The 23,657-nt window shown below is 42.7% G+C and carries 24 protein-coding genes; 18 read left to right on the forward strand and 6 right to left on the reverse strand.

The genetic code is table 11. The features are described from left to right. From ELQ35_RS08160 to trpA, 3 genes are read left to right on the forward strand one after another with little or no spacing between them, the layout of a single operon-like run. Positions 1-612: a phosphoribosylanthranilate isomerase gene (locus tag ELQ35_RS08160; protein WP_126864324.1), complete on the forward strand. Its 612-nt coding sequence runs from the start codon at positions 1-3 to the stop codon at positions 610-612. A gap of 16 nt (positions 613-628) precedes the next feature. After that, positions 629-1,846, forward strand: coding sequence for a tryptophan synthase subunit beta (gene trpB, locus ELQ35_RS08165; RefSeq protein ID WP_126864325.1), 1,218 nt, complete (start codon positions 629-631; stop codon positions 1,844-1,846). Beyond that, on the forward strand, positions 1,827-2,615 hold the full coding sequence (gene trpA / locus ELQ35_RS08170) for a tryptophan synthase subunit alpha (RefSeq protein ID WP_126864326.1): 789 nt from the start codon (positions 1,827-1,829) through the stop codon (positions 2,613-2,615). The genes trpB and trpA overlap by 20 nt, the downstream gene beginning before the upstream one ends. Positions 2,616-2,726: 111 nt before the next feature. Here the strand turns inward: trpA and ELQ35_RS08175 are convergent, their stop codons facing one another. Then, entirely contained in the window at positions 2,727-3,347 is a 621-nt protein-coding gene (locus ELQ35_RS08175; protein WP_126864327.1) for a YktB family protein, read from the reverse strand. Between the two features lie 197 nt (positions 3,348-3,544). On the opposite strand from ELQ35_RS08175, the gene ELQ35_RS08180 reads away from it, so the two are divergent. Beyond that, positions 3,545-3,742, forward strand: coding sequence for a hypothetical protein (locus ELQ35_RS08180; RefSeq protein WP_126864328.1), 198 nt, complete (start codon positions 3,545-3,547; stop codon positions 3,740-3,742). 269 nt (positions 3,743-4,011) lie between these two features. Beyond that, on the forward strand, positions 4,012-4,806 hold the full coding sequence (locus ELQ35_RS08185; RefSeq protein ID WP_126864329.1) for an inositol monophosphatase family protein: 795 nt from the start codon (positions 4,012-4,014) through the stop codon (positions 4,804-4,806). Between the two features lie 37 nt (positions 4,807-4,843). On the opposite strand, the gene ELQ35_RS08190 is transcribed toward ELQ35_RS08185, so the two are convergent. Then, positions 4,844-5,029 carry a YlaF family protein gene (locus tag ELQ35_RS08190; RefSeq protein ID WP_126864330.1) on the reverse strand — a complete coding sequence of 62 codons (186 nt, stop codon included), beginning with the start codon at positions 5,027-5,029 and terminating at the stop codon, positions 4,844-4,846. A 115-nt stretch (positions 5,030-5,144) separates the two neighbouring features. On the opposite strand from ELQ35_RS08190, the gene typA reads away from it, so the two are divergent. Genes typA through ELQ35_RS08205 form a run of 3 tightly spaced genes read left to right on the forward strand, consistent with a single transcriptional unit; the run spans position 5,145 to position 7,606 of the window. Then, entirely contained in the window at positions 5,145-6,989 is a 1,845-nt protein-coding gene (gene typA, locus ELQ35_RS08195; RefSeq protein WP_126864331.1) for a translational GTPase TypA, read from the forward strand. Between the two features lie 24 nt (positions 6,990-7,013). Then, positions 7,014-7,319, forward strand: a complete 306-nt coding sequence (locus ELQ35_RS08200; RefSeq protein ID WP_370873365.1) for a YlaH-like family protein — start codon at positions 7,014-7,016, stop codon at positions 7,317-7,319. Between the two features lie 2 nt (positions 7,320-7,321). Next, positions 7,322-7,606: a hypothetical protein gene (locus tag ELQ35_RS08205; RefSeq protein ID WP_126864333.1), complete on the forward strand. Its 285-nt coding sequence runs from the start codon at positions 7,322-7,324 to the stop codon at positions 7,604-7,606. A gap of 164 nt (positions 7,607-7,770) precedes the next feature. Here the strand turns inward: ELQ35_RS08205 and ELQ35_RS08210 are convergent, their stop codons facing one another. Both ELQ35_RS08210 and ELQ35_RS08215 read right to left on the reverse strand, forming a co-directional pair. Continuing rightward, positions 7,771-7,971 carry a YlaI family protein gene (locus ELQ35_RS08210; RefSeq protein WP_126864334.1) on the reverse strand — a complete coding sequence of 67 codons (201 nt, stop codon included), beginning with the start codon at positions 7,969-7,971 and terminating at the stop codon, positions 7,771-7,773. A 174-nt stretch (positions 7,972-8,145) separates the two neighbouring features. Next, the gene (locus ELQ35_RS08215) at positions 8,146-8,748 is read right to left on the reverse strand and encodes a YhcN/YlaJ family sporulation lipoprotein (protein ID WP_126864335.1); all 603 of its coding nucleotides are present in this window, start codon (positions 8,746-8,748) and stop codon (positions 8,146-8,148) included. Positions 8,749-8,910: 162 nt separating this feature from the next. On the opposite strand from ELQ35_RS08215, the gene ELQ35_RS08220 reads away from it, so the two are divergent. Continuing rightward, entirely contained in the window at positions 8,911-10,239 is a 1,329-nt protein-coding gene (locus tag ELQ35_RS08220; RefSeq protein ID WP_126864336.1) for a PhoH family protein, read from the forward strand. Positions 10,240-10,356: 117 nt separating this feature from the next. On the opposite strand, the gene ELQ35_RS08225 is transcribed toward ELQ35_RS08220, so the two are convergent. Next, the gene (locus tag ELQ35_RS08225; RefSeq protein ID WP_126864337.1) at positions 10,357-10,854 is read right to left on the reverse strand and encodes a peptidyl-prolyl cis-trans isomerase; all 498 of its coding nucleotides are present in this window, start codon (positions 10,852-10,854) and stop codon (positions 10,357-10,359) included. A gap of 159 nt (positions 10,855-11,013) precedes the next feature. Between ELQ35_RS08225 and ELQ35_RS08230 the strand changes: the two genes are divergently transcribed. Both ELQ35_RS08230 and pyc read left to right on the forward strand, forming a co-directional pair. Beyond that, positions 11,014-11,295 (forward strand): Fpa/YlaN family protein, encoded by a 282-nt coding sequence (locus tag ELQ35_RS08230; protein WP_126864338.1) that lies wholly within the window; start codon positions 11,014-11,016, stop codon positions 11,293-11,295. Between the two features lie 166 nt (positions 11,296-11,461). After that, a complete protein-coding gene (gene pyc / locus ELQ35_RS08235; protein ID WP_126864339.1) occupies positions 11,462-14,905 on the forward strand; it encodes a pyruvate carboxylase in 3,444 nt (1,147 codons plus the stop codon). A 202-nt stretch (positions 14,906-15,107) separates the two neighbouring features. On the opposite strand, the gene ELQ35_RS08240 is transcribed toward pyc, so the two are convergent. After that, positions 15,108-16,064, reverse strand: coding sequence for a COX15/CtaA family protein (locus ELQ35_RS08240; protein ID WP_126864340.1), 957 nt, complete (start codon positions 16,062-16,064; stop codon positions 15,108-15,110). Between the two features lie 550 nt (positions 16,065-16,614). On the opposite strand from ELQ35_RS08240, the gene cyoE reads away from it, so the two are divergent. The 7 genes from cyoE to ELQ35_RS08275 all read left to right on the forward strand — a co-directional run bounded on the left by cyoE (position 16,615) and on the right by ELQ35_RS08275 (position 23,495). Further along, positions 16,615-17,556 carry a heme o synthase gene (gene cyoE, locus ELQ35_RS08245; protein ID WP_126864341.1) on the forward strand — a complete coding sequence of 314 codons (942 nt, stop codon included), beginning with the start codon at positions 16,615-16,617 and terminating at the stop codon, positions 17,554-17,556. A gap of 287 nt (positions 17,557-17,843) precedes the next feature. Next, complete coding sequence (gene coxB / locus ELQ35_RS08250) at positions 17,844-18,926, forward strand: cytochrome c oxidase subunit II (protein ID WP_126864342.1); 1,083 nt, start codon at positions 17,844-17,846, stop codon at positions 18,924-18,926. A gap of 37 nt (positions 18,927-18,963) precedes the next feature. Beyond that, entirely contained in the window at positions 18,964-20,835 is a 1,872-nt protein-coding gene (gene ctaD / locus ELQ35_RS08255; protein ID WP_126864343.1) for a cytochrome c oxidase subunit I, read from the forward strand. Then, on the forward strand, positions 20,835-21,464 hold the full coding sequence (locus ELQ35_RS08260) for a cytochrome (ubi)quinol oxidase subunit III (protein WP_126864344.1): 630 nt from the start codon (positions 20,835-20,837) through the stop codon (positions 21,462-21,464). Before ctaD ends, ELQ35_RS08260 begins: the two co-directional genes overlap by 1 nt. A 4-nt stretch (positions 21,465-21,468) precedes the next feature. After that, on the forward strand, positions 21,469-21,804 hold the full coding sequence (ctaF, locus tag ELQ35_RS08265) for a cytochrome c oxidase subunit IVB (protein WP_126864345.1): 336 nt from the start codon (positions 21,469-21,471) through the stop codon (positions 21,802-21,804). 140 nt (positions 21,805-21,944) lie between these two features. Further along, on the forward strand, positions 21,945-22,841 hold the full coding sequence (gene ctaG / locus ELQ35_RS08270; RefSeq protein WP_126864346.1) for a cytochrome c oxidase assembly factor CtaG: 897 nt from the start codon (positions 21,945-21,947) through the stop codon (positions 22,839-22,841). Between the two features lie 192 nt (positions 22,842-23,033). Further along, the gene (locus ELQ35_RS08275) at positions 23,034-23,495 is read left to right on the forward strand and encodes a DUF420 domain-containing protein (protein ID WP_126864347.1); all 462 of its coding nucleotides are present in this window, start codon (positions 23,034-23,036) and stop codon (positions 23,493-23,495) included. Positions 23,496-23,657 lie beyond the last annotated feature (162 nt).

Genomic DNA, 23,657 nt, shown 5'->3' on the forward strand with positions numbered 1-23,657 from the left:
ATGTTAGTGAAAATTTGCGGGATTATGAATATGGAAGCAGCGAAGGCAGCAGTGGACGCCGGAGCAGACTTAATCGGCTTTGTCTTTGCCGAAAGTAGGCGGCGTGTCAGCCCGGAACAGGCTGCAGAGATCATCGAAAGTGTCAGGGGCAGAGTTAGAACTGTCGGGGTTTTTGTGAACGAGGAAATTAAAGAGATAAAAAGGGCTCAATCCATTGCCGGGCTCGATTACATTCAGTTGCATGGCAATGAAAGCGGGGAATTCATAAAGGAGCTTTCGTTTCCGGTAATCAAAGCGCTCGGAATCGGTGCTCCAGAGGACATTCAGCAGCTTGCTTCCCTCGAGACGGATTATTACTTGCTCGACAGCCCGAAAGGAAAATATCAGGGTGGTAACGGGGTAGCTATCGACTCAAGCTTATTGAAGAATAACCGCCTCCCTGCAGGTACGTTTATCCTTGCGGGAGGGCTAACACCTGAAAATGTTGGCTGGGCAATCAAATCTGTAAAGCCGGACGGCGTCGATGTATCCAGCGGTGTGGAAACCAACGGCTCAAAGGATATTGATAAGATTTATAGATTCGTACAAAATGCCAAAAATATAAGCTTTTAAAAGGAGATGGAGTGAAATGAGCACCTATATTCAGCCCGATCAAAATGGACATTTCGGCCCATATGGCGGAAGGTTCGTTCCCGAGACATTAATGACTGCAGTAATTGAGCTTGAAAACGCCTATGAAGAAGCGATCAAAGATGCAGGCTTTCAAAAGGAACTGAAGCATTATTTAACTCACTATATCGGACGCGAAAATCCGCTTTATTATGCTGAAAATCTAACGAAATATGCAGGAGGCGCCAAAGTTTATCTAAAGCGGGAGGATCTGAACCATACAGGTGCCCATAAGATTAATAATACGATCGGCCAGGGGCTCTTGACAGTGAGGATGGGCAAGAGAAAGGTCGTTGCCGAGACAGGAGCCGGACAGCACGGTGTTGCCACAGCGACCGTCTGTGCGCTGCTGAATCTTGAATGTATCATCTTTATGGGAAAGGAGGATATCGCCCGCCAAAAGCTTAATGTATTCCGAATGGAGCTTCTCGGTGCCAAGGTAGTCTCTGTCGACCAGGGAAGCGGCACTCTAAAGGATGCTGTCAATGAAGCTTTGAGGTACTGGGTGGCCAATGTAGGTGATACCCATTACATTATGGGTTCTGTGCTTGGGCCGCATCCTTTCCCAAAAATTGTCCGTAATTTCCAAAGTGTCATCGGCAATGAAACAAAACGGCAATTTGCAAGTATCGAAGGCGGCCTGCCGGATGCGATCGTAGCTTGTGTCGGCGGCGGCAGCAATGCGATGGGCATGTTCTATCCGTTTATTGAGGATAAGGATGTTTCTCTCATTGGTGTCGAGGCAGCAGGCAGCGGTATTGACACGGCAAAGCATGCAGCCACTTTGACAAAGGGAAAACAAGGGATTCTTCACGGTTCTCTGATGTATGTATTGCAGGATGATGATGGCCAAATACAGGAAGCCCATTCAATATCAGCTGGACTCGACTATCCGGGAGTTGGCCCGGAGCATAGCCTCTTAAAGGATACAAGCAGGGTTCAATATACTTCAGTGACCGATCAAGAGGCAATGGATGCTTTCATACTGCTTTCGCGGACAGAAGGAATCATTCCGGCGCTGGAGAGTTCGCATGCTGTTGCACATGCAGTGAAGCTTGCAAAAGAGATGAAACATGAAGAGAACCTTGTCATTTGCCTGTCAGGCAGAGGCGATAAAGATGTGGAAACGATACAAAAGCGGATGGGAGGACATTCAAATGGGGAAACAGCGGATTGATGAAGCACTGAAAACATGCATACAAAAAGGCGAGAAAGTATTCATTCCTTATATAATGGCCGGTGACGGAGGGCTTGATAAACTAAAGCAGCATCTGAAATTTTTTGAGAAGGCGGGGGCTGCTGCCGTCGAATTGGGCATACCGTTTTCCGATCCTGTAGCGGACGGACCGGTCATTCAGAAGGCAGGGAAGCGGGCGCTCGATGCCGGCGTTACCCTGAAAAGCATAATCGATAAATTAATCGAAATTCGCGAAGAAGTAAAGATTCCGATCATTTTAATGACTTATCTCAATCCGGTCTTTGCTTATGGGGTTGACCGTTTTGCACAAGATTGTCTCAAGGCGGGGGTGGATGGCTGCATCATTCCGGATATGCCGTTTGAAGAAGAAGCGATTGTTTCCGGACCTTTCAAACAGTCAGAAATCGCCCTCGTAAGGCTAGTGACCTTAACAAGCCCCGAAGCAAGACTTAGGAAAATCGCCTCGGAAGCGGAAGGTTTCCTGTATGCCGTTACCATTAAAGGGACTACGGGAGCAAGAGATCATTTCGGAGAAGAGACAGGCCGGTTTTTACAGAAGGTAAAATCATTAAGCGAAGTGCCGGTCCTGGCAGGGTTTGGGATCTCCACCCCGGAACACGTGAAGGAAGCGGGCCGGTATTGTGATGGTGCTGTCGTGGGAAGCAAGGTTGTCCAATGCCTGCACACGGAAGATTACGAGGAGATTACCCGGTTAATTGAGGCAGCAAAAGGCAAAGTGATGGCCTGAAACACCTTTAGGACACAGAGAACTTATGCGATGAAGAAAGGGTTGGATAAACGTATATCCAACCCTTTTATTGTATGGATGAAACCTACGCCCATTTAAAGCAAGTTATGTTTAACTGAATTTGTAGAGGGGTATTAAATGGTCAAAAGCATTACTAATTAATGTTACAAATCCGTCATTGGATATCTTGATGGCATCTTCGCGGGGAACCTGGATTCCACAAAGAATTTCAGCTTTTTTTACAGTTTGCAGCCGCTGGAACATGGTTTTCAATTCCTGGACAGAGAGCCCTTCATGAGGAATTATATCTGGCTTCGTATGATCGATGGACCATACAAAATGATTGGGGATGATCTCTTTCACCTTTTCGGCATTCTGTTCAAGAACTTTTCCAAAGTCGGTTTTGCCCTGAGCTTCATAGATAACTGCAAACCAGACGAATATATGAGTTTCCCAGAGCCCGATCTGGAAATGAGGCATCATTTTATATCCTCTGCTGTTCCTGGCAAAAGCAACCCAGGTATCGTTTGGAGGATTAATCGTTCTTCTCGCGTGTTTTGCGACATGCATGAACATCTCATCTCCGGTTTTGCTTGAGAGTTCTTGCGAAAAGTGTTTACCGAGCCTTTGCAATTTCGGCTGTATCCGGTCTTTTAAAGCATCCATACGCTGGTCGAGGCCATCTATTTTAAAAACATTGAAATCACTGGCAACAAAGTTCATGTGTTCCATTTCTTTCCTCCCGCAACTTTATCTAATGATATTGTAGCACAGCGAAACTAAAAACAAAAAATTACTATGTTGGTGCTGCCACTAACTTCCGCATGGGTTTTTACACAAATTTGTTGCGATTCGGCAGTGGGCGTCATAACATATAGTAAAAATAAATCTGAAAATTTGGTTAACTAATTAAAAAGGAGAAGATTACTATGAAACAAGTAATGAATCAAGCTTTGAAAGCGAAAGAAGTAGAAAAACATAGAGCTGCGGTATTGAGAATGGAAATGGATTATGAGCTGGCCACTTTGTTCGAGGCAATCGGCGAAAAAAATGAAAAGAAAAAATTACAATGCAAGCAGAAGCTGGAGCGAATCCGCCTGGAATTAGTAAGACTTAAAGCGCTATAATAAGATGTGGATCTTAAAGAGAAAAAAAGGAGAAAAATAGCTGTAAAATGATATTATCTAATTGTAAGGACATGTGGAAAGCTTGAGACGGACACTTTCTGTGAAAGAAAAAAGGTGTCCGTCTTTTATATCATCTTTTTCAGCATCTGTGCTTACCTTTTCTTACATCATGCTTGAAGGAAATGGCAGCTTAAAGTAATCTTTAATAAAAGCGATGGATTCTTGTGAAACTATCAGATGTGTTCATCAAAAAAGCGGAGGATTCAAGTATGACAAATTGGATGGAAATCGATACATACGCAAAAAAATGGATCGAAGAAGCGGGCGAAAGATTGAAGGTTTCTTTTGACGAAAAGCTGAACATTGACACAAAAACGAATCCAAATGATTTAGTAACGAATATGGATCGGGAAACAGAACAGTTTTTTATGGATAAGATAACGGAAACTTTCCCGAATCACAGGATTTTTGGCGAAGAAGGGATGGGACATGACGTCAAGGACTTACAAGGGATAGTCTGGATTATTGACCCGATAGACGGAACGATGAATTTTATTCATCAACAGCGGAATTTTGCCATCTCAATCGGAATAATGGAGGATGGCAAAGGGAAGATCGGGCTCGTGTATGATGTCGTTCATGATGAACTATATCATACAGTCAGAGGACAGGGAGCTTTTATGAATGAAAAGAAATTGCCGCCGCTGAAACAAGGCCGGGTCAGCGAAACAATCCTGTCATTAAATGCGACATGGGTCACCGAAAATCGGAAAATTGACCCTTCAATCCTGGGTCCGCTCGTACGTGATGTCCGGGGAACCCGATCCTACGGTTCAGCAGCTCTGGAACTTGCCTTTGTGGCAGCAGGAAGGCTGGATGCATATATTACCATGAGGCTTTCACCATGGGATTTTGCAGGAGGGGCAATTTTGATTGAAGAGGTGGGCGGGGAAGTAAGCGACTTGCAAGGAAACCCGCTGGATTACTTGAAGGGGGGCCCTTTATTTGTTTCAAAACCGGGGCTTCATAAAGAGATTGGGGAAAATTACCTGAAGGACTTGTAAAAAATCGCCGCGGTTCAAGCGGCGATTTTTTACTGGTTTAACTTTTGCTCTTTTCCCGCATTTTTTTCTTTGTAGCAAAGCCGAAGCCCATAATTACAAAGAGAGCGAGTATACTAAGAAAGATGCCAATTAGGCTTCTTTCGCCGATGGCAATGCCAGTCCAGGCCAGGCTTGCTGTCGCCAATAAAGCAAGAATTAAAAAGTTCCATTGTATATTTTTCATCATTTCACCCCGTATAATCTTATTGTACAGAATTTCTTTATTTGTTTCTACTATGTTTGTGATATAATATGTAAGTTAATGGCACAGAAGACATCATACACTAGGAGTGAATTTTTTGAAATCTCGTAATGATATTCGCAATATAGCGATCATTGCCCACGTTGACCATGGGAAAACGACGCTGGTAGATGAACTATTGAAACAATCAGGTACTTATCGTGCAAATGAGCACGTTGAAGAACGGGCTATGGATTCCAACGACCTAGAAAGAGAGCGTGGAATCACGATTTTAGCGAAAAATACAGCTGTTCAATATAAAGAAACAAAAATCAATATCCTTGATACACCAGGACACGCTGATTTCGGCGGCGAAGTAGAGCGCATCATGAGGATGGTTGATGGCGTGCTGCTTGTAGTCGACGCCTATGAAGGCACGATGCCACAAACACGCTTTGTATTGAAAAAAGCATTAGAACAAAAAATTACACCAATCGTAGTCGTCAATAAAATCGACAAGGACTCGGCACGTCCAGAAGAAGTCATTGATGAAGTTCTAGACTTATTCATCGAACTAGGTGCCAATGAAGAACAATTAGACTTTCCAGTCATTTATGCTTCAGCCATTCAAGGTACTGCAAGTCCGGATCCAGATCCAGCTAAACAACAAGAAAACATGGAGTCTTTGTTTGAAGCGATTATTGAAAATATACCTGCACCAATTGATAATAGGGAAGATCCGCTTCAATTCCAGGTCGCTTTGCTTGATTATAATGATTATGTTGGGCGTATTGGAATTGGAAGAGTATTCCGCGGAACAATGAAAGTAGGCCAGCAGGTAGCTCTTATGAAGCTGGACGGGTCAGTGAAGCAGTTCAGGGTTACAAAGATCTTTGGCTTTATTGGCTTGAAACGAGTAGAAATTGAAGAAGCGGTTGCTGGTGATCTTGTCGCTGTTTCCGGTATGGAAGACATTAACGTAGGAGAAACGGTAACGCCGGTAGAGCATCAGGAAGCACTTCCTGTATTGCGTATTGATGAACCAACCCTGCAAATGACTTTCCTTGTAAATAACAGCCCTTTTGCCGGCCGTGAAGGCAAATTCGTCACATCAAGAAAGATCGAAGAAAGATTGAAAAGCCAGCTGGAAACAGATGTTAGCCTGCGTGTTGAAGATACGGATTCCCCGGATGTGTGGGTTGTTTCGGGCCGCGGCGAGCTTCACTTATCCATTTTAATTGAAAACATGCGGCGTGAAGGCTTTGAACTTCAGGTTTCCAAGCCGGAAGTAATCGTTAAAGTAATTGACGGGGTCCGCTGCGAGCCTGTGGAACGTGTGCAAATTGATGTACCTGAAGAGCATACAGGATCAATCATGGAATCGATCGGTGCCCGCAAAGGTGAAATGCTCGACATGATTAATAATGGAGGCGGTCAAGTCCGTTTGATTTTCAACGTGCCAGCACGGGGATTAATTGGTTACTCTACAGAATTTCTGACGATTACACGCGGATACGGCATCATGAACCATACTTTTGACAGCTACCAGCCAATGCAGCAAGGACAGGTTGGCGGAAGAAGGCAAGGTGTGCTTGTTTCCATGGAAACAGGAAAATCAACTCAATACGGAACTATGGGAGTAGAAGACCGCGGTGTCATTTTTGTTGAGCCGGGTACTGATATTTATGAAGGCATGATTGTCGGCGAACATAACCGTGAAAGTGATCTAACCGTAAATATCGTGAAAGCCAAGCAGATGACTAACATGCGTTCTGCGAATAAAGACCAGACTACTTCCATGAAAAAACCAAAAATCATGTCTCTTGAAGAGTCTCTGGAGTATTTGAACGACGATGAGTATTGTGAAGTGACACCTGAATCAATTCGTCTTCGCAAAAAGATACTTGATAAAAACGAACGTGAAAAATCAGCTAAAAAGAAAAAATACGCTGAAGCAAACTAAGCTTGACCCAGGGGAGGAATAGGAATGATCCAGGAGCGATTGTCATTTTTTGCGGCACTATTTAATGTGGATAAAAATCCTCAAGCAGGAATGTGGTATTTGTATATCACTGTGTTTGTCCTCTGTGTTATCGTATATAGGCTGGGGTTTGCAAAAAAACTGCCTGTATTGAAAAATGTGGTTATCTATGCAGTAATGGCACTTGGGTGCACATTCCTTTCATTCCTTGCTGTTTTCCTGCCTGTAGGGGAAGGGCTGGTTATCGCGGTGTTTGTTCTTGGGATTTATAAGTACCGGCTTCACAACCATAAAAAAGAAGAGCAGGCATAGGCATGCAGTCTTTACAGGATACGCTATATAACTGGCTTACGATTAAAGTTGTGTGCGATGCACGGCCTGAAGACTCTTCTGCAAATGATACACGGGTATTATTTGAAAACCTGCTTAATGAAGAGCATCAAATAGAAATCATCGGCGTAAAAAGAGAAGAGCCCTTTTATTTCGTCCAGTATTGCATCAATCAGGAAGAAAAGACACAGCGATTTCCGATTGAACTGATTGAGGTCATGCTTGACCAAATCAATGCCGAGCCGGAAAAATATCTAAATTATGATTAAAAAACCGTGCGTTCACTGAAGCGCACGGTTTTTTTATGTTCTTGTAAGGAATGGCAGCAACAAAACATAAACAACATGCAAACCAATCCCATTTGTATTTCTATATACCTCGATTCTAAAAAAGCCGAATCCTAATCCAGCTGAAATACATGACAGAATCCATCTTACCATTCATCATCCTTTGACACACTTCGATATAATCGGAAGTTTCCGGTTTCAGCCCGGTTTTTTGTTTTTTCTTCGATTCTCAGGTGGCAAGTCTGGCACATATAGGTATGAATCGGCCGGTTCCGGAGCTTCTTGGCCTCAGGAGAATAATCGGGAATCGATTCAATATTATCGCATATTACACATTTGACCCTCATTTACATGGACCTCTTTCCTGTAATTGAATTTCAGTTACCTTAGTATATCATGTTTGCTTTTTGAAGAATATTTGAATCCAGGAAACGATGTCATATTTGCAGCAAATCGAAGTACTATGTATGAAACAAAAAAACCCGGTCGAGTTACACCGGGAATGGTCTGTGGTTTTTCCTTTATTCCTGATCGTTTTGGTCACTTGATTGCCTGTCCTGTTCTCTTTCGAGGGTCTTTTTGTCCTTTTCGCTGTCGATTCCCTGTTTTTTTTCTTCTGTGGCTCGTGTTGGGGTCGGCTTCAGTGCGTCTCCAGGAACATCGGGAATAATCCTGCCGGTGATATCAGACAGTTCATTCAAGATGCCGCGCACTGGCTGTCCATTTTGGATATCCTGTGAAACTTCCCTTATCCTTGCATTCATATCAGGGTCAGCCACTATGGCAGCATCAGCACCATATGGATCGTTTTTTAACGCCTCACCGACGGCATATTTGATCGTTCCTACCTCGGATCGTTCCACATTTGCATCTACATCAATCCCCACTACGGCATAATCGCCGAGGACTGCCGCTGTGGCATCATTTACATGAGGAACCTGGACAGCAAGATCTACCAGCCTTCTCGCAATTTGCTGGCTGCTTTGTTTGTTATTTTCCTCGATTGTTGAATTTTTTACTTGCGCCACATTTTTATTATTGTTTTGTTTTTCACTGGCATTGTCATTCGTATTACAGCCGGCAATAAACAGAAATACTATTGCAATACTCGATAGTTTCTTCATTGTACCGCCTCCCATTTTTTCATGACATTTTGTTTATAGTCTGTAAATGTTCGTCTATCTTTATGCAAAAGTACATATATTTTAGCAACAGTCTTGTCCACGACATAAGCTATAAGCAGCAAAGTTGATATTTTCCACAATGAACAGGCAGGGGGCGTCATGTTGAGCAAAATCTATGTGTTAGATACCAATGTCTTGCTGCAGGACCCTTATTCCATTTTTTCTTTCGAAGAAAATGAAGTTGTGATTCCAGCTGTTGTGCTGGAGGAAGTGGATTCGAAAAAAAGATATATGGACGAAATAGGGAGAAATGCAAGGCACGTATCAAAATTGATTGATGGCTTCCGTGAAATAGGAAAACTTCATGAAAAAATCCCGCTCCACAACGGCGGTGTTCTGAGAGTAGAACTAAATCACAGATCATTTCATGAGCTTCAAGAAATATTTGTTGAAAAAACAAACGATAATAGAATATTGGCTGTAGCTAAAAACCTCGCCATTGAAGAACAGACGAAAGAAAATGGCAAGACGGTGATTTTGGTAAGCAAGGATACCTTGGTAAGGGTAAAGGCAGATGCAATCGGTTTGAATGCCCAGGACTTCCTGAGTGACCGGGTCGTGGACACGGATCACATATACAGCGGTTTTCAGGAATTATTTGTCCCGAAGGAAGTCCTGGGCAGCTTCTATGAAAAAGGAATGCTTCCACTTTCCGGGGTTTCCGCCAATAAGTTCTTTCCCAACCAGTTTGTTTTGATGAAGGATGTGTTGGGAGGATCTTCGTCAGCGATCGGAATTGTCGATAAGTCGGCAACGATAGTAAAAAAACTAATTTTTGACCAGGATCATATCTGGGGCATTAAGCCAAGAAATGTCCAACAAACGATGGCAATGGAAATTCTGCTTCGTTCTGACCTGCCCCTGATAACTTTAATCGGAAAAGCGGGAACAGGCAAAACATTGCTTGCACTGGCTTCGGGCCTGATGCAGACAGAGGATTTAGGCCAGTATAAAAAGCTTCTTGTCGCGAGGCCGATTGTACCGGTAGGAAAAGATATCGGATACTTGCCAGGTGAAAAGCAAGAAAAGTTACGGCCCTGGATGCAACCAATTTATGATAACCTTGAGTATTTGTTTAACACAAAAAAGCCGGGAGAATTGGATGCTATTTTGGCAGGAATGGGCTCAATAGAGGTAGAAGCGTTGACGTATATCCGGGGAAGAAGCATACCTGATCAATTCATCATCATCGATGAGGCGCAAAATCTGACCAAACACGAAGTAAAAACGATACTGACCCGTGTGGGGGATCGAAGTAAAATCGTGTTGATGGGTGACCCTGAACAAATCGATCATCCATATCTGGATGAGTATAACAATGGACTAACCTATGTGGTCGAGAAATTTAAGGATCAAACGATTGCGGGCCATGTAAAACTAATCAAAGGGGAACGCTCAGGGCTGGCGCAATTGGCTGCAAATATTTTATGACAGCCACATATGAAGAAGCCGCCTTCATGTACTGCCTTTGCATAAAACACCGAAAGCAATGTTCGGCTAAATGCGGAAGCCCCATGATGAACGGCCTCTTTTTCTTTAAAAGAATTCTTATTCTAAGCGAAATGCCTTCACTTTCTTAATCGGAGCTTCTATGTTGGAGCCGTCCCCGAAATAAACAAAAACTGGGCCGTCCTCCCCGAGTGGCTTTCCTTTAATCGAAAAACCAAGGATAAACGTTTTTGCATCCATTAAAGGAAAAGCAGTTTCCCCCGTTTCCGTTTCAATAATGACGGTGGTAGCATCTTCAGCAGGCACCGCATTTTGAAGAAAAGGTTCGAGGGGAATTCCGAATGTGCCAGTCATAATCTTTTCCTTCTCATATTTCTTCTCTGTTTTAAGCGTAGGCGGTAAAACGGCTCCTTCGCGGATTTCCCGTTCCCAGTTTTTTGAAGTAGCTTTGGTGTACTCCTCCAGTTCGTCTACAGCTTTCTTTTCCAACTGAAAATATGTATCCATGTCCACTTTACGGTCATCAAAAATCCATACACCCGGGTCAAGGGTGATCGTATATTTTACCTTGCCTTTAATGAATAGTATTGATTCCAAGACTTTCATCCTTTCCTGTATCTAATGCATCTTTAGTATAGCTGTATTTACAGGGCTGAACAAGGCGCTTTGCTTTTCTTATCTTCCTCTTGCTTTTTTATATAAGTAAGGGTAAAATTTATAGATAAGATTTAATCGCTCTAAGCGGGGGGATTTAATATGGCATCCGAAATCCTTGTTAATCATCGAGAAAAAGCCTTTGCTTTATTAGAAGCTGATGCTGACAAGATATTAAAACTCATTAAAGTACAAATGGATAACCTTACTATGCCTCAATGTCCTCTGTATGAAGAGGTTCTTGATACACAAATGTTCGGCTTATCTCGTGAAATAGATTTTGCTGTCCGTTTAGGTTTAGTGGTGGAAGCGGAAGGGAAATCCCTTCTAGAAACACTTGAAAGGGAGTTATCAGCTTTGCATGAAGCATCCCTTCGCAAATGATTCGCATGATAACTAACTAACTCAAACTAATCGATAGATTGTTTGAGTTTTTTTTATAAATCTCCTGATATTTTGAATAGTATAACACTTTGTTAAGTAGTATGGCTTATTTTACGAGCTGTGTTATTATATAATTAAGAGAATACATAAAAGTAGGTGTAGGTTAATGGGACAACGTATTAAAAAAGTGCTTGCCGCAAACCGCGGGGAAATTGCCATCCGTATTTTCCGTGCTTGTACGGAACTAGGAATCCGCACAGTAGCCGTATATTCGAAAGAGGATTACGGTTCCTATCATCGTTATAAAGCGGATGAGGCTTACCTGGTAGGGGAAGGCAAAAAACCAATCGATGCTTATTTGGACATCGAAGGAATCATTGAAATTGCGAAAACAAGCGGTGTAGATGCGATTCACCCTGGATATGGCTTCCTTTCCGAGAACATTGAGTTTGCCCGCAGATGTGAAGAAGAAGGGATCATATTTATTGGACCTGAAACTAAACATCTCGATATGTTTGGTGACAAAGTAAAAGCGCGTCAGCAGGCACAGCTTGCGGATATTCCGGTTATTCCGGGAAGCGATGGTCCGATTCAGGAACTAGATGAAATTATCTCATTCGGTAAAACACACGGCTTCCCTATCATTATTAAAGCATCTCTTGGCGGTGGCGGACGAGGCATGCGTATTGTAAACAAGCTTGAAGAAGTGCGTGAAGCCTATGACCGGGCTAGATCAGAGGCTAAAGCCGCATTTGGAAACGATGAAGTTTACGTTGAACGATTCATCCAAAATCCAAAGCATATTGAAGTTCAAATTCTTGGGGACAAGCAAGGCAATATTGTCCATTTGTATGAACGCGATTGTTCCGTCCAAAGAAGACATCAAAAGGTCGTGGAGGTGGCTCCATGTGTCTCCTTATCCCCAGAATTAAGGGATAGGATCTGTGAAGCAGCTGTAAAACTGGCGAAAAACGTAGACTATGTCAACGCGGGTACAGTGGAATTTCTTGTGGCAAACGACGAATTTTATTTCATTGAAGTGAATCCGCGTGTCCAGGTTGAACACACGATTACTGAAATGATCACCGGGATCGATATCGTTCAATCACAAATATTTATCGCCGAAGGAAATAATCTGCACCAGGCGCCGATGGAGATTCCTGTTCAGGAAGAAATCCATACAATCGGCTTTGCGATTCAATCGCGGGTGACTACAGAAGATCCTTTAAATAACTTCATGCCTGATACCGGAAAAATCATGGCTTACCGCTCAGGAGGAGGATTCGGAGTCCGCCTCGACGCAGGAAATGGGTTCCAGGGAGCAATCATTACGCCTTACTACGATTCTTTGCTGGTGAAACTTTCTACACAAGCCCATACCTTTGAACAGGCTGCCTCAAAAATGGTCAGGAACTTAAAAGAATTCAGGATCCGCGGGATAAAGACGAATATCCCATTCCTTGAAAATGTCGTAAAACATGAAAAGTTCATAACGGGCCAATACAATACTTCCTTTATCGATACTACGCCTGAGCTCTTCGCTTTCCCTGTACGTAAGGACCGCGGAACGAAAATGCTTAGCTATATCGGGAACGTATCAGTAAATGGCTTCCCGGGCATTGAAAAAAAGAAAAAACCAATTTTCGAGAATCTGATCACACCGAAAATTGATAGTGATGTAAGAGTAAAGTACGGTACAAAGCAGATTCTCGATAGTAAAGGCGCTCAGGGGCTTGTCGAATGGGTTAAGGATCAAAAAGAGGTGCTGTTAACCGATACTACATTCCGCGATGCCCATCAATCCCTGCTGGCCACCCGTATCCGGACAAGGGATTTGCTGCATATTGCCGAACCGACAGCACAACTGCTGCCAGACCTGTTTTCGCTTGAAATGTGGGGTGGTGCAACCTTTGATGTGGCGTACCGCTTCCTGAAAGAAGATCCATGGGACAGGCTGTTGTCCTTGCGCGAAAAAGTGCCAAATGTATTATTCCAGATGCTCCTGCGTGCATCCAATGCGGTAGGTTATAAAAACTATCCAGATAATGTTATACAAGAGTTCGTCGACAAATCTGCCCATGCCGGCATCGATGTATTCCGGATTTTTGACAGCTTAAACTGGGTAAAAGGCATGGAAGTGGCGATAGATGCGGTTCGTGGTTCTGGAAAAATCGCGGAAGCTGCGATTTGCTATACGGGGGATATCAATGATCCCGCAAGAGGTAAATATGATATTCAGTATTACAAGGATCTGGCCAGGGAATTGGAAAACCAAGGGGCCCACATTCTTGGGATAAAGGATATGGCTGGTTTGTTAAAACCGGAAGCTGCGTACCGCTTAATTTCAGAATTAAAAGAAACGATTGATATACCCATTCATTTGCATACGCACGATACAAGCGGCAATGGGATTTATATGTATGCCAAAGCGATTGAAGCTGGCGTCGATATTGTAGATACGGCATTAGGCTCAATGGCAGGATTAACTTCCCAGCCAAGCTCGGAAACGCTGCACTATGCACTCGAAGGTACATCAAGGCAGCCTAAAGCGGACGTCCATTCCCTTGTGGAGCTCTCCCATTACTGGGAAGGTGTCCGTAAATATTACAGCGATTTCGAAAGCGGGATGAATTCACCGCATACAGAAGTATACGAGCATGAAATGCCGGGAGGACAATACAGCAATCTTCAGCAACAAGCAAAGGCCGTGGGATTGGGCGAACGCTGGGGAGAGGTCAAAGAAATGTATCAGAGGGTAAATGCAATGTTCGGTGATATTGTAAAAGTTACCCCTTCATCGAAAGTCGTCGGTGACATGGCGCTGTTCATGGTCCAAAATGAATTAAATGAAGAATCTGTCCTGTCCAAAGGCAAGTCAATAGATTTCCCTGACTCTGTCATTGAACTGTTTGAAGGGTATCTGGGTCAGCCATATGGCGGCTTCCCTAAGGAACTTCAGGATGTCATTTTAAAAGGAAGGACTCCGATTACAGTAAGGCCTGGAGAATTGCTGGACGAAGTCGACTTCCAGAGTCTGAAAGAGGAATTGTATAAAGAAATCGGCCGGCCGGTGACAAGCTTTGATGCATTGGCATACGCCCTTTACCCGAAAGTATTCCTCGATTATGTGAAAACAGTTGAGCAATTTGAGGATATTTCCACTCTCGATACTCCTACATTTCTTTATGGGATGAGATTGGGCGAGGAAATTGAAGTCGAAATTGAGACTGGAAAAACGCTGATCGTAAAAATGGTTTCAATCGGACAGCCTCAGGTTGATGGAACAAGGGTGGTTTATTTTGAATTAAACGGCCAGCCGCGTGAGGTTGTAATCAAGGACGAAAGCATCAAGTCCAGTGTACAGGCTAAAGTGAAAACAGATGCTAAAAATGAATCCCACATCGGTGCCACAATGCCCGGAACCGTAATCAAAGTAGTTGTGGAAAAAGGGGAAAAGGTCAATCAGGGAGACCATTTAATCATTACGGAAGCGATGAAAATGGAAACCACTGTACAGGCTCCGTACTCCGGTATGATTAAAGAGATACATGTTTCTAACGGAGAAGCGATCAGCACTGGCGATCTGCTTATTGAGATCTCCAAATCATAAGAAATGCGTCAACGCCTTGTAATAAGGGACATCGTTAACTCTGGGGGAGATATGGTTATCTAAAGAGATGATAACGAGCCAGGCTGCACGTGCTAGACACAAAAAAGAGCCATCTTTCAGATGAAAGATGGCTCTTTTGGTTTCTATTCAATCCCTGAGCATAAGAACGGCGTTCTCTATCGAATGGTTGCCCCCGGTGGCGTTAGAGCTGTTCTTCGGCTTCGTTGTATCCAGCCTGTGTTTTTTCAAGGGCAATCGAGTTTTTCTTGCTTCTTGATGAGAGGAGGAGCAAATAACTCATGACCCCGAAAAAACAGGAAATGAACAATGCGTGCCCCAGGGCAATATAGAGATTCAGCCTAGAGAAAATGATCAAAGCACCGAAACATACTTGAAGAAATACGAGTACAAGGGAGGCAACCCAGCCCCAATACAAAACCTTTTGATGCTTATAATGCCTGATAGCGATAATAGCCGCATAGGCTACCCATATAAAAATGATCCCCGCAGCAGCCCTGTGGCCCATTTGTACCCACTGAAAAATATTTCCTGGAAGGCCTGGACTAGAATTGACACATAGCGGCCAATCTTTGCAGATAAGGCTGGACTTTGTGTGCCTCACCAGGGCTCCGGAATAAACAACAATAAAAGAGTAGACCATAATTCCTGTAATATGGAACTTCATTCGTTTATCAATGATCAGTTTTTCAGATTCAAATTTTTTGTCTACTTCAAAAATGAGCAGCGTTAAGAGGAATACTGAGGCAAAAGAAATTAAAGAAATTCCAAAATGGAGCGCAAGTACAAAATCAGATTGTCCCCAGATCACGGCTGCCGCACCAATTAAAGCCTGGGCAAGCAAAAAGATGCAAGATAAGAGGGAAAGAAACTTTGTTTCTCTCTTGTGTCCGATTTTGCGCCAGGCCCAAACGGAAAGGATCAAGACCATAAAACCGACACTGCCCGATACAAGGCGGTGGGCGAGTTCGATAACCAGTTCCGGTGTGATATCGCTAGGAACAAACTTTCCGTCGCATAAAGGCCAGGATCTGCCGCAGCCCATACCGGAATCAGTTTTTGTCACAAGAGCTCCGCCAAGCAGGATTAAAAGCATGCCGATCGTTGTCAAAACTGCAAACCATTTCAATGCCCGATGCACTGTTTTTTCACCTTCTTTATGAATTTAATCCAATCAATCATATACGTCTATCCCCGAAAATAAAACGCTCTTTTTTCTCCCTCGATAGTACACAACTTGTTGTTAATTTACAAGGAGTTAATGGTTTTATTAGAATAGTTTTGATGGGAAAGTGGTTGAATATTTACGTAGAGTTTGATAGAAATGAAAAGAAATGTTTAATGGCGCTGGATCAAGAGAGAGAGGGCTGGAAATCTCGTTTCACAAATAAGACATAAATTGTACAAAAAAAGTTCACAAAACGACATGAAAATGTGATTTAATATACGAAGAAGATATTCATTATTTTGCACTATTAAAAAAAGTGATGTAAAACATGTAAATAAAATTATGATTAGGGTAAAATAGGCAAAAATGCTATTTCAGGATTTCGTTAACAGGTGAAATGAGTAACTTTCGTTGGCGCTTTACTTGATCGCAAATATAGAAAAGATCAAAAAAGTGATATATAGTATAGGTCGACGTTCATTTTCACAAGGCGCTTGCGCTTTTCTTAGAAGGAGGAATATATATGTCTAATCCAAGGGCTTTGACTGAACCTGCCATTACGGACAGTGAGGCGACCCTTCATGCTGCCATACCAAAAACAACAGCCTGGAAAGATTTTATGGCTCTAGTGAAAATTGGTATCGTCAATTCAAATTTGATTACGACCTTTACCGGTTTATGGCTGGCCCTTCATTTTTCAGGCGAGCACTTTTTAACTAACCTGGATACAATGTTTTTTGTGCTTGCAGGTTCTTCCTTGATTGTCGCGGGATCCTGCAGCTTAAATAATTACATCGATCGCGACATAGACCATTTGATGGAAAGAACAAAAACAAGGCCGACAGTTACTGGGAAAATGAGTCCTGCCAGAGTGCTTGCTCTGAGCTTGGCGCTGATTGCCATTGGCACTGTTCTTCTTGCTTTTACAAACATCACAACAGCGGTCATTGGATTGATCGGGGTTTTTTCTTATGTTGTTTTGTACACTCTAATCTCAAAAAGAAGATTTGTTTCTAATACCATCGTGGGAAGTATTTCCGGGGCTATACCGCCGCTAATTGGCTGGGCGGCTGTAGATCCTGACTTAAGTGTAATGGCCTGGATGCTTTTTTTAATCATGTTTATCTGGCAGCCGCCTCATTTTTATGCGATTGCCATGAAACGCTGCGAGGAATACAGGGCAGCCGGGATTCCGATGCTGCCGGTTGTCAAAGGATTTAAAACCACTAAAAGGTCCATGACACTATGGGTGGCATGTCTGCTCCCTATCCCGCTTTTCTTAACACAACTTGGAATGCCGCTGGTTATCCTGGCAACTACTTTGAATGTTGGCTGGCTTATTCTGGCAATCAGCGGGTATAAAATGAAGAAAAATGAATTGAAGTGGGCGAGGTTCATGTTTGTATATTCTTTAAATTATATGACTATTTTATATGTAGCGATGGTAATCGTAACATTGATATAGTCTAGCTTCACTCTCATCTTTAAATAGCCGACGCCTGGGTTCTGTTTCCATAAGGGCTCCAGGCGCCATCATATGTATATAGCCGGATTCAAGATGGTGGAAGCAACAATTTGGTTTGCCGATACATATCAAGGTGCCCCAACTTACAAGAGGGCATCTGGAAAAGTTCCGCCTAATTAAGGAATTCTTTCTTATGATAGAAATTTACTATAGAGAGAACTTTCACAACCAGCCAAAATCTTTTTGACTTGTGAGAAATTTTTTACGAAAGAGGGGTTTCTAAAGCTATGAAAAAAAGGCTGCACAAATGGCGTCTGGTGTCATTATTTTCAATCTTGGCGCTCGTACTGGCGGGCTGTGGAGAACCATATCTGTCTGCATTAAGGCCAGCTGGAGAAGTTGCACAAAAGCAGTATGACTTAATGATTTTAAGTACCTTGATCATGGTCTTGGTTATTATTGTTGTTGTTGTAATCTTCGTATATGTACTCATCCGTTTTCGCCGCAAAAAAGGGGACGAAAACAAAATCCCAAAACAAATTGAAGGAAATCACAAACTTGAACTTATCTGGACCGTTATTCCTATCCTTCTTTTATTGGTTTTGGCAGTGCCGACTATCGCCGCAACTTTTGATTTAGCTGATACTAAGGCTATGGAAAAGAAAGACAAGGACGGAAAAACGAAAGATGCACTTGTAATCAATGTCCGGGCGAACCTTTACTGGTGGGAATTTGAATATCCAGATCTAGGCGTCGTAACAAGCCAGGATCTAGTGGTGCCAACAGATGAAAAGGTTTACTTCAACTTGACAGCTTCTGATGTTAAGCACTCATTCTGGATTCCGTCTGCAGGTGGTAAGATGGACACGAATACTGATGGTGAAAACCAATTCTGGCTGGAATTCGACAGCAAAAAAGCTGCAGAAGTTAAAGATGTTTTTTATGGTAAATGTGCCGAGCTTTGCGGACCTTCCCATGCTCTGATGGACTTTAAGGTCAATACAAAATCACGTGCTGATTTTGATCAATGGGCAGCAGATATGAAAGCTGTGAAAAAGCCCGCTGCTGAAGGCGAGGTGGCACGGCAAGGAGAAGAAGTGTTCAATAAGAGCTGTATTGGATGCCATGCTGTAACACCAAATGACAGCAGACCTGAACAGGCTCGCCAGGCTCCTAACCTTGCGACATTCGGAGAACGTGAACGTATTGCCGGAGTATTGGACCACAATGAAGAAAACTTAAAAAATTGGATCAAGAACCCTGAAGAATATAAGCCGGGCAACACAATGACAGGAACGTATAACGTGACTGATGAACAAGTTGACGCGCTTGCTGCTTATTTAATGGGGTTGAAAGTTGAAGAAAAATAGGGAATACATTGATTGATTGACATAGGGAGGTTAAATCTTGAGTACCTACGCTAAGAAAAAAGGTTTTGGCGCTACGGTTTGGGACTATCTTACAACGGTGGACCATAAGAAAATCGCCATTCTATACCTTATCGCAGGCGGACTATTCTTTATTGTCGGGGGACTTGAAGCGATGTTCATCAGAATTCAGCTTGCAGTACCTGACAATGATTTTGTCAGTGCCGGATTGTTTAACGAATTAATAACGATGCACGGTACGACCATGATCTTCTTGGCGGCAATGCCTTTGATATTTGCTTTCATGAACGCGGTTGTTCCACTTCAAATAGGAGCGCGTGACGTAGCGTTCCCATTTCTTAACGCAGTAGGATTTTGGTTGTTTTTCTTTGGCGGAGTTTTCTTGAACCTTTCTTGGTTTATGGGGGGGGCTCCTGACTCTGGATGGACCAACTATGCATCCCTGGCGATGAAATCAGCCGGGCACGGTGTTGATTTCTATATTCTGGGGCTGCAAATTTCCGGATTAGGTACATTAATCGCCGGGATTAACTTTCTTACCACCATTATTAACATGCGTGCACCAGGGATGACATATATGCGTATGCCGTTGTTCACTTGGTCCACATTTGTTGCTTCAGCACTCATTTTGTTTGCTTTCCCTCCTTTAACGGTTGGACTCGTGCTGGCAATGTTTGACCGTATGTTTGGATCAAACTTTTTTGATGTGGCAGCAGGAGGAAATACGATTATCTGGGAGCATATGTTCTGGATATTCGGGCATCCGGAAGTCTATATTCTAATCCTGCCTGCCTTTGGTGTTTTCTCAGAAGTATTTGCGACTTTCTCGAGAAAAAGGCTTTTCGGTTATTCTTCAATGGTATTCGCAACAGTACTTATCGGCTTCTTAGGGTTTATGGTGTGGGCCCATCATATGTTTACGGTTGGATTAGGGCCGATTGCCAATGCGATTTTCGCAGTAGCAACAATGGCAATTGCCGTACCTACCGGGATTAAGATCTTCAACTGGCTGTTTACGATGTGGGGAGGAAGCGTCCGTTTTACAACACCAATGCTGTGGGCGGTTGCCTTCATACCATCGTTCGTCGCAGGCGGTGTTACCGGTATTATGTTAGCCGCAGCACCTGCAGATTATCAGTACCATGACACCTATTTCGTTGTGGCCCATTTCCACTATGTTATTGTCGGTGGGGTAATCTTTGGTTTATTGGCTGCCACACATTTTTACTGGCCAAAAATGTTTGGTACCTTGTTGAATGAAACATTGGGCAAAATCACATTTTGGTTATTCTTAACTGGCTTCCATTTAACATTCTTTATTCAGCATTTCCTTGGATTAATGGGTATGCCGCGTCGTGTATTCACGTTCCTGCCGGGGCAGGGTTTCGAAACAGGCAATCTGATCAGTTCGATAGGTGCATTGTTTATGGCAGTAGGCATACTAATTATGCTTTACAATATCATCGTAACATCGGTTAGGAATGTTAGAGTTGGTAATGATCCTTGGGAAGATGGGCGTACTCTTGAATGGGCAATTCCGTCCCCGCCGCCATTTTATAATTTCAAGCAGCTACCGCTTGTCCGCGGATTGGATCCTTACTGGGTTGAAAAAATGGAAGGCAAAGACGAAATGACTCCGGCAGAGCCGATTGGCGATATCCATATGCCGAATTCAACCATTCTTCCTTTCGTGATTTCACTCGGTCTGTTCGTTTCGGCATTCGGTGCCTTGTACAATGTTGACAATAAAGACTGGACGCTTCCTGTCATGATCATCGGCTTGCTGATCACTTTTGGAGCAATGTTTATCCGTTCTGTTAAAGATGACCATGGCTTCCACATTCATAAGGAAGATCTTGTAAATGACGATGATAAGGAGGTTAAGGCATAATGCAAGCAGAAGAAAAATTCACAGATGCAACTTGGCCTGCCGCTCCTGAGAAAGCTACACTCGAAGGCAAGAATAAATATCTGGGCTTCTGGTTATTCCTGGGGGGAGAGACAGTCTTATTCGCGTCTCTCTTTGCTACCTACCTTGCTTTAAAAGATAAAGTTCCAAACGCAGATCATGCCCTTGCAAAGGACATATTCGAACTCCCTTTGACATTTATAACAACTGTTATTCTTTTAACGAGTTCTTTAACAAGTGTGTATGCAATGTACCATATGAAAAACAATGATTTCAAAAAAATGCAGGCGTGGCTATTGATCACTGTATTACTCGGTGCAGCGTTCCTCGGGCTGGAAGTGTATGAGTTCAATCATTATGTCCATGAATTCCATCATACCTTTACAAGCAGTGCTTTTGGATCTGCATTCTATACATTAGTAGGCTTCCACGGAGGGCACGTTGCTTTTGGTTTAGTGTGGATCATTTCACTTATGGTACGCAATGCAAAACGCGGCTTGAACCTGTATAATGCTCCCAAGTTCTACATTGCCAGTCTTTATTGGCACTTTATTGACGTAGTGTGGGTATTTATCTTTACCGTAGTATACTTAATGGGAATGGTGGGATAAACTGATGGCGAATAATCAATCAAATTCAGCTAACCCAAATGTGGATCTCAAATATCGACGCAAAAAAAATGCAGAGGAAATGAAGCATCAGGTTGTTACATTTACCATGATGATCTTCTTTACCCTAATCGCTTTTTTGGCTGTTGCGTATGATGGGTTCTCACACTGGTTTATTAGACCTTTCATCTTGTTGCTCGCTGTCGTACAGGTTGCTTTCCAGCTATATTACTTTATGCATATGAAGCATAAAGGACATAATACAATTGCTTTGTTCCTTTTCTCAGGATTGGCGGTTGGACTGGCAACGGTTCTAGTATTTATGACAATTGTTTGGCTTTAATTGCTACTCAAGAAAATCGGCTATTATTAGCCGATTTTCTGTTTTATAGGCATATACTATCCAAATGCTTTCGATTGTCCCTTTAAACTGCGATAATGTATAATAATCGTGTGTCTACGAAAACTTTCAGAGGTGATATCATGTCGATAGATATTTTTGGCTTCCGGGCTTTGTGGAGCCCATACTTCTTTGTCGCCCTGGTTTTAATAACTTTTGCCTATTTTATGCTGGTAACCAAGTATAGAAACAAGTTCGCAGGAAGTGAATCGATTTCGAGAAAACAAAGTCTGCTCTTTGTGACTTTTATGATCTTGTTATATGTAATCAAGGGCTCGCCGATTGACTTACTGGGCCACATCATGTTCAGCGTCCATATGGTTCAGATGGCTATCTTATATTTGATTATGCCTCCTTTACTCATCTTAAGTATACCGAACTGGTTATGGAGCCAGTTATTTTCAGTATCTCTTATCGACAGGGTATTCAAGGCTTTTACAAAGCCGCTGATTGCCTTGGTCGTTTTCAATTTAATGTTCTCTTTTTATCATTTACCACTTATTTTTGATTTTATTAAAACCGACATGTGGATGCATGCCCTCTATACAGTTGTTCTCTTTTTAACGGCGATATTCATGTGGTTTCCTCTCGTTAACCAGCTCCCTGAAAAGGAGAGCCTTAGCGGTTTGCAAAAAGTTGGCTATATTTTCGGTAACGGAATTTTGCTTACGCCAGCTTGTGCCTTGATCATTTTTGCAAGTAACCCATTGTATGATACCTTCACTGACGCAACAGCATGGGCCCAGGCAATGGAACTGTGTGTGCCTGCATCGGCTCTTTCCGGATTAGAGATAAGCGGGCCTGAATTATTTAATGGAATGCCGCCCCTGGAGGATCAGCGTACCGGTGGAGTACTGATGAAAATTATTCAGGAAATCGTATACGGCATTGTGTTAGGATATGTATTCTTTGCGTGGTACAGAAAGGAAGGCGGTGGACCGGATAAAATCGATCCGCTGCCTGCTGACATCAAACAATAGAATAGAGAATATGTGAGAGTTTTGTCATTTTTTTGGCTGGTTGCTTCAGTTAATAAGGGAAAAGTCGGGCCGGACAAGTGCAAATAAGTGAGCATTTTGTTACGAATCGAGGATTTTATTGTATTTTCTCTCTTCCTTTTATAAAATAAGTGAGATGATATATATGGAATAGAGAGGACGTTTTAATCAACCATGTCTTTACCAATACTGCCGACTATAAGTACAGTCTTTATTGTGTTAAGTGCAATCACCATAGCCATCGGCTGGTATCAAATTAAGCAGCGAAAAATAGAAACACATAAAAAAACGATGATTACAGCTGCTATTTTTGCCTTGATTTTCTTTATAATCTACGCTTCCAGAACGATTTTTATCGGCAACACCGCTTTTGGAGGACCAGAGAATTTGAAAGTTTATTATACAATTTTTTTAGTATTCCATATTTTTTTAGCTACGACAGGGGCTGTCTTTGGAATCGTTTCTCTTATAACCGGTTTCACCAATAAATTGGCACGACATAAAAAGCTGGGGCCGATTACAAGTATCATCTGGTTTTTCACCGCAATAACTGGTGTTGCCGTCTACCTTTTGCTTTATGTGCTTTACCATGGCGGTGGGACCACTTCTGTCATCAGAGCAATCCTTGGTTTTTGATCAGAAAGCAGGAGGGCGCCTTGTAAAAAGGAACGCCGCCTAACATCTCTTTCAAAGTTCAAAAGTTATCTTTTTTCTTTTGAAAAAGCAGCGAACTTTTTTCAATAGAGTTCTGCTGTTTTTTTTCGCATATAACTAACCACCAGTGGGGATAAAGAAAAT

This window comes from Peribacillus cavernae, from assembly GCF_003989135.1.
GTDB classification, from domain to species: Bacteria; Bacillota; Bacilli; order Bacillales; family DSM-1321; genus Peribacillus; species Peribacillus cavernae.

What these genes read in the sequence shown, in the direction of transcription:
- ELQ35_RS08160 (WP_126864324.1), top strand. Translation starts at nt 1, where the DNA reads ATGTTAGTGAAAATTTGCGGGATTATGAATATGGAAGCAGCGAAGGCA.
- trpB (WP_126864325.1), top strand. Translation starts at nt 629, where the DNA reads ATGAGCACCTATATTCAGCCCGATCAAAATGGACATTTCGGCCCATAT.
- trpA (WP_126864326.1), top strand. Translation starts at nt 1,827, where the DNA reads ATGGGGAAACAGCGGATTGATGAAGCACTGAAAACATGCATACAAAAA.
- ELQ35_RS08175 (WP_126864327.1), bottom strand. Translation starts at nt 3,347, where the DNA reads ATGGAACACATGAACTTTGTTGCCAGTGATTTCAATGTTTTTAAAATA.
- ELQ35_RS08180 (WP_126864328.1), top strand. Translation starts at nt 3,545, where the DNA reads ATGAAACAAGTAATGAATCAAGCTTTGAAAGCGAAAGAAGTAGAAAAA.
- ELQ35_RS08185 (WP_126864329.1), top strand. Translation starts at nt 4,012, where the DNA reads ATGACAAATTGGATGGAAATCGATACATACGCAAAAAAATGGATCGAA.
- ELQ35_RS08190 (WP_126864330.1), bottom strand. Translation starts at nt 5,029, where the DNA reads ATGAAAAATATACAATGGAACTTTTTAATTCTTGCTTTATTGGCGACA.
- ELQ35_RS08200 (WP_370873365.1), top strand. Translation starts at nt 7,014, where the DNA reads ATGATCCAGGAGCGATTGTCATTTTTTGCGGCACTATTTAATGTGGAT.
- ELQ35_RS08205 (WP_126864333.1), top strand. Translation starts at nt 7,322, where the DNA reads ATGCAGTCTTTACAGGATACGCTATATAACTGGCTTACGATTAAAGTT.
- ELQ35_RS08210 (WP_126864334.1), bottom strand. Translation starts at nt 7,971, where the DNA reads ATGAGGGTCAAATGTGTAATATGCGATAATATTGAATCGATTCCCGAT.
- ELQ35_RS08215 (WP_126864335.1), bottom strand. Translation starts at nt 8,748, where the DNA reads ATGAAGAAACTATCGAGTATTGCAATAGTATTTCTGTTTATTGCCGGC.
- ELQ35_RS08230 (WP_126864338.1), top strand. Translation starts at nt 11,014, where the DNA reads ATGGCATCCGAAATCCTTGTTAATCATCGAGAAAAAGCCTTTGCTTTA.
- pyc (WP_126864339.1), top strand. Translation starts at nt 11,462, where the DNA reads ATGGGACAACGTATTAAAAAAGTGCTTGCCGCAAACCGCGGGGAAATT.
- cyoE (WP_126864341.1), top strand. Translation starts at nt 16,615, where the DNA reads ATGTCTAATCCAAGGGCTTTGACTGAACCTGCCATTACGGACAGTGAG.
- coxB (WP_126864342.1), top strand. Translation starts at nt 17,844, where the DNA reads ATGAAAAAAAGGCTGCACAAATGGCGTCTGGTGTCATTATTTTCAATC.
- ELQ35_RS08260 (WP_126864344.1), top strand. Translation starts at nt 20,835, where the DNA reads ATGCAAGCAGAAGAAAAATTCACAGATGCAACTTGGCCTGCCGCTCCT.
- ctaF (WP_126864345.1), top strand. Translation starts at nt 21,469, where the DNA reads ATGGCGAATAATCAATCAAATTCAGCTAACCCAAATGTGGATCTCAAA.
- ctaG (WP_126864346.1), top strand. Translation starts at nt 21,945, where the DNA reads ATGTCGATAGATATTTTTGGCTTCCGGGCTTTGTGGAGCCCATACTTC.
- ELQ35_RS08275 (WP_126864347.1), top strand. Translation starts at nt 23,034, where the DNA reads ATGTCTTTACCAATACTGCCGACTATAAGTACAGTCTTTATTGTGTTA.